Origin of the sequence: Stenotrophomonas sp. NRRL B-14846, from assembly GCF_050473585.1 — a bacterium.
Taxonomy (GTDB): domain Bacteria; phylum Pseudomonadota; class Gammaproteobacteria; order Xanthomonadales; family Xanthomonadaceae; genus Stenotrophomonas.
In genome coordinates, this window is record NZ_JBFLUN010000022.1 from 2,684,012 (window position 1) to 2,698,723 (window position 14,712).

11 protein-coding genes are annotated in these 14,712 nt (G+C 68.8%); 8 read left to right on the top strand and 3 right to left on the bottom strand.

The annotated features are described in order from the left end of the window. Window positions 1–15 precede the first annotated feature (15 nt). The 5 genes from AB1281_RS14670 (at window position 16) to mdtD (ending at window position 4,619) form a co-directional block, all read left to right on the top strand. Window positions 16–558, top strand: coding sequence for a shikimate kinase (locus AB1281_RS14670; RefSeq protein ID WP_430346255.1), 543 nt, complete (start codon window positions 16–18; stop codon window positions 556–558). Continuing rightward, window positions 555–1,667, top strand: coding sequence for a 3-dehydroquinate synthase (aroB, locus tag AB1281_RS14675; protein WP_430346256.1), 1,113 nt, complete (start codon window positions 555–557; stop codon window positions 1,665–1,667). Before AB1281_RS14670 ends, aroB begins: the two co-directional genes overlap by 4 nt. Window positions 1,668–1,769: 102 nt before the next feature. After that, the gene (locus AB1281_RS14680; RefSeq protein ID WP_014038141.1) at window positions 1,770–2,009 is read left to right on the top strand and encodes a WGR domain-containing protein; all 240 of its coding nucleotides are present in this window, start codon (window positions 1,770–1,772) and stop codon (window positions 2,007–2,009) included. Window positions 2,010–2,034: 25 nt separating this feature from the next. Further along, window positions 2,035–3,117 carry a uroporphyrinogen decarboxylase gene (gene hemE, locus AB1281_RS14685; protein ID WP_049443006.1) on the top strand — a complete coding sequence of 361 codons (1,083 nt, stop codon included), beginning with the start codon at window positions 2,035–2,037 and terminating at the stop codon, window positions 3,115–3,117. A 92-nt stretch (window positions 3,118–3,209) separates the two neighbouring features. Next, entirely contained in the window at window positions 3,210–4,619 is a 1,410-nt protein-coding gene (gene mdtD / locus AB1281_RS14690) for a multidrug transporter subunit MdtD (protein ID WP_101766438.1), read from the top strand. Window positions 4,620–5,217: 598 nt separating this feature from the next. Here mdtD and AB1281_RS14695 read toward each other — a convergent pair. Both AB1281_RS14695 and AB1281_RS14700 read right to left on the bottom strand, forming a co-directional pair. Beyond that, window positions 5,218–8,745, bottom strand: coding sequence for an ATP-binding protein (locus tag AB1281_RS14695; RefSeq protein WP_430346257.1), 3,528 nt, complete (start codon window positions 8,743–8,745; stop codon window positions 5,218–5,220). A 96-nt stretch (window positions 8,746–8,841) separates the two neighbouring features. After that, on the bottom strand, window positions 8,842–12,384 hold the full coding sequence (locus tag AB1281_RS14700; RefSeq protein WP_164118839.1) for a sensor histidine kinase: 3,543 nt from the start codon (window positions 12,382–12,384) through the stop codon (window positions 8,842–8,844). 164 nt (window positions 12,385–12,548) lie between these two features. On the opposite strand from AB1281_RS14700, the gene AB1281_RS14705 reads away from it, so the two are divergent. Genes AB1281_RS14705 through AB1281_RS14715 form a run of 3 tightly spaced genes read left to right on the top strand, consistent with a single transcriptional unit; the run spans window position 12,549 to window position 14,338 of the window. Beyond that, entirely contained in the window at window positions 12,549–13,193 is a 645-nt protein-coding gene (locus AB1281_RS14705) for a YceI family protein (RefSeq protein ID WP_014038146.1), read from the top strand. Continuing rightward, complete coding sequence (locus AB1281_RS14710; protein WP_430346258.1) at window positions 13,190–13,762, top strand: cytochrome b; 573 nt, start codon at window positions 13,190–13,192, stop codon at window positions 13,760–13,762. The genes AB1281_RS14705 and AB1281_RS14710 overlap by 4 nt, the downstream gene beginning before the upstream one ends. Before the next feature lie 3 nt (window positions 13,763–13,765). Then, window positions 13,766–14,338, top strand: coding sequence for a YceI family protein (locus tag AB1281_RS14715; protein ID WP_014038147.1), 573 nt, complete (start codon window positions 13,766–13,768; stop codon window positions 14,336–14,338). Between the two features lie 33 nt (window positions 14,339–14,371). Here the strand turns inward: AB1281_RS14715 and AB1281_RS14720 are convergent, their stop codons facing one another. After that, window positions 14,372–14,644, bottom strand: coding sequence for a glutaredoxin family protein (locus AB1281_RS14720; protein ID WP_083663126.1), 273 nt, complete (start codon window positions 14,642–14,644; stop codon window positions 14,372–14,374). Window positions 14,645–14,712: the final 68 nt, after the last annotated feature.

Below are 14,712 nucleotides of genomic sequence, written 5' to 3' on the forward strand. Positions count from 1 at the left end.
TTAGCATCAGAGGGCATGAATCCTGCTCCGAACCTGATCCTGATCGGCCCGATGGGCGCCGGCAAAACCTGCATCGGCCGCCGCCTGGCCGAGCGCTTCACGCTGGACTTCGTCGATGTCGACCAGGCCATCGTCGATGCCGCCGGCGCCAGCATTCCGACCCTCTTCGAGCACTCCGGCGAAGCCGGCTTCCGCAGCCATGAACGCCAGGCGCTTGCGCGGGTACTGGAAGGCCGCGGCCAGCTGGTCTCCACCGGTGGTGGCGCCGTACTGGATCCGGACAACCGTGCACTGATCGCCCGGCGCGGCTTCGTGGTCTATCTGCGGGTCAGCGTGGCCGAACAGCTCGAGCGCCTGGCCCGCGACAAGGGCCGGCCGCTGCTGCAGCGTCCGGACCGCGAGCAGGTGCTGCACGATCTGGCCGCACACCGCGACCCGCTGTACCGCCAACTGGCCGACCTCACCCTCGACACCGACCCGTATACCGCTGCCGATGCGACCGCCCAGCTGGTAGTCAAGCTGGCCACGCAATGGCAGCGCCAGGACCTGACCGCATGACCTCCCCCGCCCTGCTGCAGGTCGCCGTTGGCGGCGACCGCCCCTACTCCATCACCATCGGCGCCGGTGCCCAGGCCGACGGCACCGCACTGGCCTCGCACGTGCGCGGCCGTCATGTGCTGCTGCTCAGCGACAGCGAAGTGGCCCCGCGCTATCTGGCGTCGATCAAGCAGACGCTGTTGGCTGCGCGCCCCGACCTGATCGTCGGCGAGCACGTGCTGGCCGCCGGCGAAGCCTCCAAGACCCTGGCCGAATTCGGCCGCGCGATCGAAGCACTGGCCGCGCTCGGCGCCACCCGAGACGCCTGCGTGTTCGCCCTCGGCGGCGGCGTGGTCGGTGATCTTGCCGGTTTCGCTGCCGCCTGCTGGATGCGCGGGGTGGACTGCGTGCAGCTGCCGACCACCCTGCTGGCAATGGTCGATTCGTCGGTGGGCGGCAAGACCGCCGTCGACATTCCGGCCGGCAAGAACCTGGTCGGCGCGTTCCATCCGCCGCGCGCGGTCATCGCCGATACCCGCGTGCTGGCCACGCTGCCGCCGCGCGAGCTGCGTGCTGGCCTGGCCGAAGTGGTGAAGTACGGCGCGCTGGGCGATGCCGTGTTCTTCGAGTGGCTGCAGCAGCATGCCGATGCGCTGCTGGCCGGCGAGGATGCGGTACTGGCCGAAGCCATCGCGCGCAGCTGCCGGCACAAGGCCGCCATCGTCGAGCGCGATCCGTTCGAGAAGGGCGAGCGTGCCCTGCTCAACCTCGGCCATACCTTCGGCCATGCCATCGAGACCGAACAGGGCTACTCGGCCCCGGGCCGCGATGCGCTGAACCACGGCGAAGCGGTGGCGGTGGGCATGGTGCTGGCGGCAACGCTGTCCACCGACCTGGGCCTGGCCGACGATGCCGACCGCGCGCGCCTGCAGGCGCTGCTGGAACGCCTCGGCCTGCCGGTGGCGATCCCGGCCGGGCTGGACCCACAGGCCCTGCTCGGCCGCATGCGCCTGGACAAGAAGAACGTGGCCGGCCGCCTGCGCCTGGTGCTGTGGCGCGGCATGGGCCGCGCCGAAGTGGTACCGGACGTGGAAGAAACGGCGGTGCTGAAGGTGCTGTCGGCCCGGTAGTGCCGGCCGCTGGCCGGCTTCCCCGTTGATGACGTTGCCGGCCAGCGGCCGGCACCACCGCGTTGCGGCAGGGGTCACCCGTGCCCCGCTACAATCGGCGCCATGCACGTCTACCTGCAACATCCCGACGCCGGTGCGCAGGCACCGCGCTTCCTGCGCCTGAGCCTGCTGCCGGACCTGTTCGGCGGCTGGGAGCTGCTGCGCGAGAGCGGCCGCGTCGGCAGCCGCTCGCAGCTGCGGCGCGAGCTGTTCCTGCAGGCCGACGAAGCCCGCCACGCCTTCGAGAAGGCCCGCGATGCCGAACTGCATCGTGGCTTCCAGATCCTCTCGCACGGCGACTGACGCCGCTGCTCCTCCCGTCCAAGGAATGCCCATCGTGACCAGCCCTCTCCGCAACGATCGCCTGCTGCGCGCCCTGCGCCGCGAACCGGTGGACTGCACCCCCGTCTGGCTGATGCGCCAGGCCGGCCGCTACCTGCCGGAATACCGCGCAACCCGGGCCAAGGCCGGCAGTTTCCTGGCCATGGCCAAGACCCCGGAGATCGCCTGCGAAGTCACCCTGCAGCCGCTGCGCCGGTTCCCGCTGGACGCGGCCATCCTGTTCTCGGACATCCTCACCATTCCCGATGCGATGGGCCTGGAGCTGTACTTCGTCGAAGGCGAAGGCCCGAAGTTCCGCCATCCGGTGCGTGATGAAGCGGCCATCGCCAGGCTGGCGGTGCCGGACATGGAACAGGACCTGGGCTACGTGATGGATGCGGTACGCCTGATCCGCCGCGAGCTGGACGGCCAGGTGCCGCTGATCGGCTTCTCCGGCAGCCCCTGGACGCTGGCCTGCTACATGGTGGAAGGCGGCGGCAGCAAGGATTTCGCGCGCATCAAGGCGATGGCGCTGAACCATCCGCAGGCCCTGCACCGCCTGCTGGAAGTCACCACCGACGCGGTGATCGCCTACCTCGGCGCGCAGCGCGCGGCCGGTGCGCAGGCGCTGCAGGTATTCGACACCTGGGGCGGCGTGCTGTCGCCGGCGATGTACCGCGAGTTCTCGCTGCGTTACCTGCAGCGGATTGCGCAGGGCCTGGACCGTGGCGAGGGCAGCGAGCGCACCCCGCTGATCCTGTTCGGCAAGGGCACCGGCCTGCACCTAGAAGCCCTGTCGCAGACCGGCGCCGATGCACTGGGCCTGGACTGGACGCTGGACCTGGACGAAGCGATGCGCCGCACCGGTGGCCGCGTCGCCCTGCAGGGCAACCTCGACCCGACCACGCTGTACGCCTCACCGGATGCGATCGCCGCGGCCGCCGCGCGCGTGCTCGACACCTATGCGGCCGGCAACGGCGGTTCGCGCGAGGGCCATGTGTTCAACCTCGGCCATGGCATGTCGCCGGACATGGACCCTGCGCATGTACAGGTGCTGGTCGACGCGGTGCACGCGCACAGCCAACGCTGAGCATTCCGCATGCAGGTACGGCGCGACCTTGATCGCGCCGTGACCCGCATTGCGCGATCATGGCGGCCCCCACGCTGCACCGGCCGCACGCCATGCCTACATCGTCATCGACCTACAACCGCCACCGCCCCCTGCTGTGGCTGGTGTCCTTGGCGATTTTCATGCAGATGCTCGACTCGACCATCGTCAACACGGCGTTGCCGGCGATGGCGGCCAGCCTGGGCGAGAGCCCGCTGCAGATGCAATCGGTGGTGTTCAGCTATGCGCTGGCGGTCGCCACCTTCATTCCCGCCTCGGGCTGGATCGCCGACCGCTACGGCACCCGGCGCACCTTCCTGGTGGCGATCATCCTGTTCACCCTCGGCTCGCTGGCCTGCGCGCTGGCCCAGCACCTGCACCAGCTGGTCGGTGCGCGCGTGCTGCAGGGCATCGGCGGTGCGATGCTGCTGCCGGTCGGCCGGCTGGCGGTGATGCGTTCGGTGCCGCGCGAGGATTTCCTGCGCGCGATGAGCTTCATCGCCATCCCCGCGCTGGTCGGCCCGCTGATCGGCCCGACACTCGGCGGCTGGCTGGTCGAGATCGCCTCATGGCACTGGGTGTTCCTGATCAACCTGCCAATCGGCGTGATCGGTTTCATCGCCGCGATGAAGATCATGCCCGACCACTACGCCAGCCATCGCACCCGTTTCGACCTGCGCGGCTACATCATGCTGGCCTTCGCGATGGTGGTGCTGTCGCTGGCACTGGACGGCATCTCCGGGCTCGGCACGCCACACGCACTGGTGATGCTGATGACCGTGGCCGGCCTGGCCGCGCTGGTCGGCTACTGGCTGCATGCCGCCAACTCCACCGCGCCCTTGTTCTCGCTGGCCCTGTTCCGCGTGCCCAGCTACCGCATCGGCATTCTCGGCAACCTGTTCTCGCGCATCGGCAGCAGCGCCATGCCGATGCTGATCCCGCTGCTGCTGCAGGTCGGCCTCGGCCTGGGCCCGATGCATGCCGGCCTGATGATGGTGCCGGTGGCGGCCGCCGGCATGGTCTCCAAGCAGCTGGCGGTGAAGCTGGTCGAGCGCTACGGTTACCGCCGCGTGCTGATGGTCAACACCGTGCTGGTCGGCCTGGCGATGGCCAGCTTCATCCTGATGACACCCGGCCAGCACCTGGCCTGGCGCCTGATGCAGCTGGCGTTCTTCGGTGCGGTCAATTCCCTGCAGTTCACCGTGATGAACACCGTGACCCTGCGCGATCTCGATCGCGAATTCGCCAGTTCCGGCAACAGCCTGCTGTCGATGGTGATGATGCTGGCCGCCGGTTTCGGCGCCGCGGCCGCCGGCAGCCTGCTGGCCGCGTTCGGCACCCACCTGGACAGCACCGACGCCACTGCGGCGTTGCATGCCACGTTCCTGTGCGTGGGCGCGATCACGCTGACTTCGACGATGATCTTCTGGCAGCTGCCCGATACCAAGCCGGAGCCACGGCAGGTCGAGCACGTCGCGGAGTGAGGGGTTCGGCAGGGCCTGCGGCCCTGCACCCGCAGAGGCCGAAGCCGAAGCAACAGCAACAGCAACAGCAACAGCGAGCATTCCGTGGGTTGGCGAGGCGGTGTCGCAGCGCGGGGACGCCGCAAGTACGTCCCTGTAGGCTTGGCAGCCGCATCCATGCGGCTGACACCCCGCACTGCGACACCGCCCCACCTCTGACAGATGGTCGCTGCTGTTGGTGGGTGTCGACCTTGGTCGACACATCTGTCAGATATCGAAATACATCTGGGGTCAGATCCGTTTTCCTTCGGAAAACGGATCTGACCCCGAGCGTCGTTCCGACAGATCGCGGAAAACTGTCGAAGGCGGGGTGGGTCCGGTTGCGGGAGTGTCCGCGGCATGGATGCCGCGGCCAAGCCCCCATGGGTGAGGGTGCTTTGCTTGCGAAGCACTGCTTCGAAAGCGCCCGAACGCACAGCCGCCAGCGGCTGGGCCGGACCGCGGAGCGGGGTTTACGGCGTCTCCCGCAACCGGATCCACCCCGCCATCCCACGGAATGCAGGCTTTTGACGTTGACGTTGATTCTGCAGGTGCAGGGCTGCAAGCCCTGCAATAATCCCTACCTGCCCATCACCCTGGCAATCGCTTCCACCAGCAGTTCGCCGGTCACCGGCTTGCGCAGGAAGCCGCCGATGCCGGCCGCTTCCACCTGCTGCTGAAGGTCTGGATCGGTGCGCGCGGTCACCGCCAGCAACGGCAGCATGTAGCCCTGGTTGCGCAGGTGCTGGGCCAGTTCGAAGCCGCTCAGGCCCGGCAGATCCAGATCCAGCAGGCCGACGTCGAAATCGCCGGCACTGATCTCGCGCAGCGCCGCCAGCGCATGGCCGGCATGCACCACCTCGTGGCCGCGTGCGCTCAACAGCCCCCGCACCACATCGGCCACGGTGGCATCGTCCTCGACCAGCAGCACCCGCAGCGGTGGCATGTTCGCCGCCTCGTCGCGATGCCCCTCGGCGGACGCCTCGGCATCACTGTCCACCACCAGCGGCAACGGCAGGGTCACGCCGAAACAGGTGCCTCGGCCCAGCTGACTCTCCACCTGGATCCGCCCCTGCATCGCATGTGCCAGTTCGCGGCAGATCGCCAGGCCGAGGCCGCTGCCACCATACTGCGCTGCGGTACGTGCACCATCGGCCTGCTCGAAGCGGCGGAACAGGCGCTGCTGCTGTTCCTGGCTGATGCCGGGGCCGGTATCGCGCACTTCGAAATGCAGCGCGCGCAGCTCGCCATCGCAACGTGCGTGCAGGGTGATGGTGCCGCGGCTGGTGAATTTCACTGCGTTCGACAGCAGGTTCAGCAGGATCTGCCGCACGCGCATGGCATCACCGGTGGCCTGCAGGCCCGGCGGCAGCTGGTTGTCGAGGGTGAAGCGCAGGCCCTTCTGGGCGGCCAGCGGGCCCATCAGCGCCGCCAGATCCTGCAACAGGCCATTCAACGCAAACGACTGCGACTGCAGTTCCAGGCGCCCGGACTCGATCCGCGCCAGGTCCAGCGCATCGTTGACCAGGTGCAGCAGGTGTTCGCCAGCATGCCGGATCGACTGCGTGTAGCCGCGCTGCTGCGGATCCAGTGGCGATGCCAGCAGCAACTCGCTCATGCCCAGCACGCCGGTCATCGGCGTACGGATCTCATGGCCAAGGTTGGCCAGGAAGCGGGTCTTGGCCGCCGAGGCCTGCTCGGCCAGTTCCTGCTTGTGCAGCGCCAGTTGGTAGGCGTGGCGCCGCTGCAGGCGGCGTCGGTACAACCAAGCGAACCAGCTGGTCAGCAGCAACCCGACCGACGCCAGCACCAGCAGGCCGGACAGGCTGCGCCACCATGGCGGTTGCACGCGGAATTCCAGGCTCTGCACCCGCGACCAAACATGGTCGGCCGAGCGTGCCTGCACTTCCAGCCGGTAGCTGCCCGGCGCCAGGCGCGAGAACAGGCGCTCGCCGGCCGGGCCGACTTCGACCCAATCCGGGTCGTAGCCGGCCAGGCGGTAACGGTAGGTATTGGACGCCGAGTCGGCGAAGGACAGCAATCGCGCGACGATGCGCAGGTCGCGGTCGCCATCGGCGATCTGCAGCGGTGCATCGTGGGTCATGTCCAGCACCTGCTCGTTGCGGCGCACTTCCACCCGTTCGATCACCAGTGGCGCGCGGCGTACTGAAGGCCGCACCTGCTCCGGGTCGAACACCACTGCGCCTGCCGCCGTTCCGGCCACCAGGTGGCCATCGGCCGCCGCGATCAAGGTGTGTTCGCGGAATTCCTGGCTGGGCAGGCCATCGTGCACGCCGTACAGGCGCACGCTCTGCCCATCGGCACTGACACGGACCAGGCCGCGTGCGCTGGTCGCCCAGGCCACGCCCTGCGCATCCACCACCAGGCCAGAGGCGGAGATCGCCGGATAGCCCTGTTCAGCACCGACCACCGCCTGCCGTTCCAGGCGCCCCTGGCTCCAGCGGTATCGCGACAGGCGCCCGTCCTCGGACAACCAGACCTGGCCATCGCGGCCCACGTGCAGCGCATGGATGGCCGTTGCCGGCGCACCCGGCACCGGCTGGAAGCGCTCGCTTTCCGGCAGCCACTGCAGCAGGCCACGGCTGCTGGCCAGCCAGATATGGTCCTGCGGACCGCATTCCACATCGAGGTTGAGCTGGCCCTGCTGCAGGCCACGCTGGCCATTGTCCAGCTCGCGCCGCACGCGCCCGTCGAGGTCGCGCTGCTGCAGGCCCGCGGGCAGCATCAGCCAGAGGCTGTCGCCGTCGCAGGTCATCATCGCTTCGATGACCCCTTCCATCGCTGCATCGGCACCGGCGTCACGCCCCCAGCGACGCAGCTCACGCCGTTGCGGGTCGTAGCGCACCAGTGCATCGGTCGATCCGATCCAGACCTGGCCACGCCGGTCCTCGCGCACCGACGACAGCCAGTGCATGCCGTTGACCCAGGTACGGTGCTGCTCGATCTTGCCGGTTTTCGGATCGAAGCGATCCAGTGCGCCATGGCTGCCCACCGTCCAGACGCCGCCATTGCTGGATGGGCTGGTGCCCAGCACGAGCGCATTGCGCAGCGAGCTGGGGTCGTCCTCCAGGCGCGACAGCACCGAGAACTGCCACCAGCGTGGCAGCAGGTGCCACAGCCCGGCATTGGTGCTGGCCAACCAGATGCCACCTTCGCGGTCCTCGTAGGCACCGGTCCAGTTCGGCCGCACCGGACCGCGCGCGATCGCGCTGTACAGCGGCACGGTCTGGTACTGGCCATCGACCGCGCGCCCCAGCCCGGTGCGCGTGTCCAGCCAGTGCCCGCCCTGCTCGTCGCGCAGCATCATGCCCAGTACCTGCTCGCCCGGCGGCAGCTTCCAGGGGGGTGCCTCGAAGCGGCCATCCGGGCGACGCACGGTGGCCCCGGCCATCGTGCTGATCCACAGGCTGCCATCCGGTTCGGCGGTCAAGCCGTTGATCAGCAGGCTGGGAATGATGTCCGTACCGACGCGCTCGAAGTCGGTCCCGGTCCAGCGCGCCACGCCATGCTTGGTGCCAATCCACAGGCTGCCATCGGCCAACGTGGCCAGGTAGGGCACCGACGACGAGGGCAGGCTGCGCGGATTGTTCGGCTCGGGCAGGAAGCGCTGCAGGCGGTCCTGGCTGTCCAGGCGGTACAGGCCGCCCTCATGGGTACCGAACCAGATCGAGCCATCGGGTGTGCTGGCCAGGCTCCAGACTGTGTTGGTGCCCATCAACGGCTGGCTGCTGCGGTCGTAGAAGTGCAGCTGCCGGCGGTCGGCGGACATCCGCACCAGGCCGGCATTCTCGGTGCCTATCCACAGCTGGTTGCGGGCATCGACCAGCACCGTCCAGATGCGGTTGTCACGCAGCCCGTCCTCCGAGCGCCACACCCGGTAGGTGCGACCGTCATAGCGGGCCAGGCCATCGTTGGTGGCGATCCACAGGTAGCCGTACCGGTCCTCGGCCATGCGGTTGACGGTATTGGACGGGAGGCCATCGAACACCGTCACCTGCCGCGGGCTCGGAGGCACCGGCTGTGCCGCAGCGGGCAACGCGCAGCACAGGAGGACCAGCAGCAGCATCGCCGCCCGCAGATACACCACCGATTGCCTCCTCACGCTGGTCCTGATGATTCCCGCGCTGCGGGCGTCGGCATGGTAAACCGAAAGTCGCGCCGTTCACGCCCGGCGCCGGCACAGTCACGCAGTCGCCTGCCGTTTCGCACGCGCCTGGGCGATGGCCGCCACCAGCAGATCGCCGGTCACCGGCTTGCGCAGGAAACCATCGAAGCCTGCGGCCAGCACCTGGGTTTCGGCGTAGGCATCGGAACGGGCAGTCACTGCCACCAGCGGCAGTTCATAGCCCATGGTGCGCAGCTGGCGGGCGATGGCCGTACCGTCCAGCGCGGGCAGATCGAGATCGAGCAGGCCGACGTCGAAACCATCGGTGGCGATCTCCGACAGCGCGCCCAGGCCATGCAGCACGTGGACCACCTCATGCCCGCGCACCCGCAGCAGGCCGGCGATGACCTCGGCCACCGTGGCATCGTCCTCGACCAGCAGGATGCGCAGCGGCGGCAGTTCCGGCAGGGCCGCCACCTCGCCCGCGGTGCTGGCGGCCTGGCGCGTCCAGGGCAACGGCAGGCGCACGCGGAACCGCGCGCCCTTGCCCGGCTGGCTGTCCACTTCGATGCATCCGCCCATCGCCATCGCCAGCTCCTGGCAGATCGCCAGCCCCAGCCCGCTGCCACCGTAGCGCGACGCAGTGCGCGGGCCGTCGGCCTGTTCAAAACGATGGAACAGGCGCTGCTGCTGCTCGGCATTGATGCCCGGGCCACTGTCATGCACTTCGAAACACAGCCCGCCCTTTTCTTCCAGGCGCACGGCCAGGCCGACGTGGCCACGCTCGGTGAACTTGATGGCGTTGCCGAGCAGGTTCAGCAGGATCTGGCGCACGCGCATCTCGTCGCCGCTGACACTGACCGGCCCAGGCGGGTCTTCGCCGCGCTGGAATTCCAGCTGGCGCTGCTGCGCCATCGGCTGCATCAGGCCCTGCACCTGGTCGAGCAGCTCCCCCAGGTCGAACGGACGCAGGTCCAGTTCAAGCCGCCCGGCTTCGATGCGGGCCAGGTCCAGCGCATCGTTGACCAGCCGCAGCAGATGGCTGCCGGCCTGCTGGATCGACCCCGCGTAGCCGCGCTGCACCGGATCCAGCGGGGTCGCCAGCAGCAGCTCGCTCATGCCCAGCACGCCGGTCATCGGCGTGCGCACTTCGTGGCCCAGCGTGGCCAGGAAACGGCTCTTGGCCTGCGAGGCCTGCTCGGCCAGCTGCTGCTTGTGCACCGTCAGCTGCCATTGCTGACGACGGCGCAGCCGCGCGCGGACCGACCAGACAAGGACCACCAGCAGCAGCGACCCCAGCAGGATGTAGCCGAAGATCGCCATGCCGCTGCGCCACCACGGTGGCAGCACCTTCACCTGCAACTGCTGCGAAGGCGTCCATGCGCCCCGGGCAGTCGCTGCCTGCACCTCGATGACGTAGCTGCCGGTCGGCAGCCGCGACAGGGTGCGCTGGCCATCGCCGCCCTGCTCCACCCAGTCCTGGTCGTAGCCCTGCACGCGGAAGCGGTAGCGGTTGCCCTGCGGGCTGGCATAGGACAGCAGCCGCGCATCGATCTGCAGATCGCGATCATCCGGTCCCAGCAACAGGGTGCCGGTGAGCGGCAACGGTTGCCAGCCGCGCGCGTCGTCGCGTCGTACCCGCACTTCGGCGATCACCAGCGATGAAGACGGCAGCACCGTGTCATCGGCATTCACATCGAAGGCAACCAACCCGGTCTGGGTGACGGCCAGCACGCGGCCATCGGCATTCACTGCTGGTGGCCGGCCGGTGAACTCCGCATCGGACAGTCCATCGCGCTCGTTGAACTGCTGCAGGCGCCGCGTTTTCGGGTCCCAACGCAGCAGGCCGCGCGGCGTCGTCGCCCACAGCTGGCCATTGTCGGCCAGCGCCAGCCCGCCCATGGTGACCGGCGGCACGCCTGCACTGCCGTCGATGCGTTGGATCAGGCGCAGGCTCATGCCATCCCACTGGTAGCGCTCGAAGGCGCCTTGGCGCGCCAGCCACAACTGCTGCGGATCGATCCACACCAGGTCGTAGATGGGCCCGCGCGAAACGCCCGGTACTGCCTCGAAGCGTCCAGCCTGTTCGCGCCAGATGCCCATGTCGCCCATCACCCAGGGCCGGCCATGGGCGTCGAAGCGGATCTGCTCGATCGGCGCATCGGCGGTCCCGCGGAAATGCTCCAGCGGATAGCTGTGCAGCAGCCGGCCCTCTGCATCGCGCTGCTGCAGGTCCAGGCCCATCACCGACACCCACACCGTGCCATCAGGCGCCTGCCGCATCAGGTCGATGCGCTGGCGCAGGTCGGCACTGCCATCGATCCGCAGATCGCGCAGCGCGCCGGTGGCCGGATCGTAGACGGTGATGCGACCGCCGCGTCCCAGCCACAGGCGACCATCCGGGCGCGGCAGCACCGACCACACCACGCCGTTGCCCAGCTGCCGGTCGCTGGCCAGCAGGCGCAGGGTGCCCTGCGCATCGAGCTGGTACACCCCTCGCGCCGAGCCGACGTAGTAGTTCTTCCCGTCGCTGGCCGCGCTCAACAGGTACTGGCTGTCCAGCGGCTTGCCGTCGAGCTGGTTCCAGATCGAGAAGCGCCGCCAGTCCGGTGGCAGGTAGGCCAGGCCCTGGGTCAGCAGCGCCACCCACAATCCGCCCTCGTGGTCCTGCAGCAGATCGAGCACACCGCTGTGCGCGGTCAGGAAGCCGCTGCCGCGGTCGCCCTCCAGCCGGCGCAGCGCCGCCGCATCCCCCCGCAACAAACCATCGGAGGTGCCGGCCCAGTACCCCCCCTGGCGATCGGCCAGGACCAGGGCCGAGCGCAGCTGGGCGCTGTCGGCCCATCGCGGGCGACTGACCCGGTCCTGCCCATCGATGCGGTACAGGCCATCGTTCTGGCTGCCCACCCAGATCGAACCCTCCGCATCACGGCTCAACCGGAGCACGCTCAGCGTGCCCAGTTCCCGCGCGGCCACCGGCTCGAACCCGCTGCCGTTCCAACGCGCCACGCCGGCTTCGGTGCCCACCCACAGGCGGCCCCGCGTATCGACCAGGCTGGTGAAGATGCTGTTGCTGGGCAGGCCACCCGGCTGCGCTGGATCATGGGTGTAGAGGCGCACGCTGCCGTCTTCGCCAAGCCGGCAGACGCCATGGTTGTTGGTCCCGATCCACAAGGCATCGTCGACATAGGCCAGTGCCCAGAACTGCCCCTGGCAGGTGGAATTGACCGTGTCGAAGGTCCGGAAGCGCTCGCGGTCGGCATCCAGGCGGGCCACGCCCTTGCCGTTGATGCCCACCCAGACCCGGTCCAGCGGATCGATCAGCAGGGTCTCGATCTCGTTGCCAGGCAGCGAGCCCGGCTGTTCCGGATCGTGCTCCCAGACCCGCAGGCTGTTGCCGTCATAACGGGCGAGCCCACCATCGGTGGCGGCCCAGATGTGGCCCTGGCGGTCCTCGGCCAGCGCCACCACCATGCGCGACGGCAAGCCTTCGGCGGCACCGAAGCGGCGCAGGCGTGGTGTTTCTGCCATGTCCAGGGTCGCAGCCGCCGTGGCCATCGCCATCAGCAGCAGTCCCATACCTGCGATGCCACGGCACCACCGGCGCCAGCCGCTCGTCATCCTGAACCCCCTGTCCTGGGCCGATTGTCACACAGGGCCGGGTTCATGGCTGCAACAGGCTGTTTCCAGCGGTGGCACCACCACGAACTGTTGCAGCCATGCACGCAACGTTGGCAGGGGGCTGTGCGTATGATCACAGCGTCCCCTTCCGGAGCCCGCCATCGATGCGTCCCTGCCTGGCCCTGCTGCCGATGCTGCTCGCCACCGCCCCTGCCTGGGCGGCCGCTGACACCTATCGCCTCGATCCGGTGCACACGCGGGTGCTGTTCTCCATCGACCACGCGGGCTACTCGCAGGCCATGGGCACGGTGTCCGGCAGCGAAGGCCGCGTGCTGTTCGATCCCGACAACTGGCGCGACGCCACCCTGGAGGTGGACATCCCGGTGTCGCGCCTGGACCTCGGCGACGCCAAGTGGAACCAGGCCACGCTGGCCCGCAGCCTGCTCGACGGCGAGCGATTCCCGACCGCGCGTTTTGTCTCCAGCCGGGTCGAACCGATCGACGCCAAGCATGCGCATGTGATCGGCACGCTGACCCTGCGCGGGGTCAGCCAGGAAGTCACCCTGGACGTGACCCTCAACGCGCTCAAGCGCTACCCGCTCCCTCCCTTCCGACGCACCGCCGGGTTTTCCGCCAGCACGACGCTGAGCCGGCGCGCGTTCGGCATCACCGCTTGGCCGGGCGTCATCGGTGATGCGGTACAGGTGCGGATCGAGGCTGAGGCCACCCTCGACCGCAGCGACGCCCCGGGAACTCCCGCTCCCGTTCCACACTCCGACCACACGACGGCCCCCAAGGACCCTTCATGACCGCCAAGAACACCTCCGCCGCCTGGGGGAGTGTCAGCCAGATCCTGCACTGGTTGATTGCACTGCTGATCCTCGCCTTGGGCGTGGTTGGCCTGACCATGGGCGAACTGCCCAAGACGCCCAAGTACTTCTGGGTCTACACCGCGCACAAGTCGATCGGCATCACCGTGCTGGCGCTGGTGCTGTTCCGTCTCGGCTGGCGCCTGTATGCCGGTGCACCGAAGCCGGTGCCGGGCGTGCCCAGCTGGCAGGAGCGCATCGCCAGTGCCACCCACGTGCTGCTGTATGTGCTGATGTTCGCCATCCCGCTGTCGGGCTGGCTGTACGATTCGGCCAGTGGCCTGCGCCCCTTCCGTTGGTTCGGCCTGGTCGACGTGCCCAAGCTGAGCGGCCCCGACCCGCAGGTCGTCGCGGTGTCCCATGCCCTCCACGAATACGGCTTCTGGCTGTTGATCGCGGTGGTGCTGGCGCATGCCGGCGCTGCTTTCTACCACCACCTGTTCCAGCGCGATGCAACGCTGTCCCGCATGTTGCCGCGCGGCTGGCTCGCCTCCCCTCAGAAGGACTGACCGATGAACCTGAAACTGACCACTCCGGCCGCCGTGGCCGCCGCCCTGGCCGGCATGCTGGCCACCGCCCCGGCGCTCGCTGCGGACTATGCGCAGGCCCCGGGTGCCGGCTCGATCCTGGTGTTCGCCACCAAATACGACGGCGAAGTGTTCACCGGCAGCTTCCCGGGCTTCGCCACCAAGCTCAGCTTCGACCCGGCCAACCCGGCCGCCGGCTCGCTGGACGTGGTGATTCCGCTGGCAGGCGCCAAGAGCGGCAACAGCGACCGTGACTCGACCCTGCAGGGCGCCGACTTCTTCAATGTCGGCAAGTTCGCCACCGCGCGTTATACCGCCAAGGGCTTCCGCGCCGTGGGCAACGACCAGTTCGCCGCCGATGGCACCCTGGAACTGCGCGGCGTCAGCAAGCCGGTGACCCTCACCTTCACCTGGAAGCCGGGCACCCAGCCGGTGCTGACCGGCAAGGCCACGGTCAAGCGCCTGGACTTCGGCGTCGGCGGCGGTGACTGGGCCGATACCAAGACCATTCCGGACGACACCGCGATCAGCACGATCGTGAAGTTCGACGCGAAATAAGACGCTTCCGGTAGTGCCGGCCGCTGGCCGGCATTAACGGATATCGGGTGGTTGCCGGCCAGCGGCCGGCACTACCTGACCGCCTTCGGCCAACCACGCCTGCACCGTGGCCGCATCGAACGGCCAGTCCAGCTCGCGCTCGCCGCGCTCGTCGCGCAGCACCGGCACCCGCGCGCCATAGCGCGCTTCCAGCGCCGGCTGGTCATCCAGGAACACCGATTCGAACTCCGGCGCCCGCGCTTTGGCCAGTTCAGCCAGGGCCAGGTCGCACAGGTGGCAATCGTCACGCTGGATCAGGGTCAACACCAGTCAGGCTCCCGTGGCGGAAATGCTGCGCCGCAGCCATCGGATGGCCCGGCAAGCCGCTAGAATAG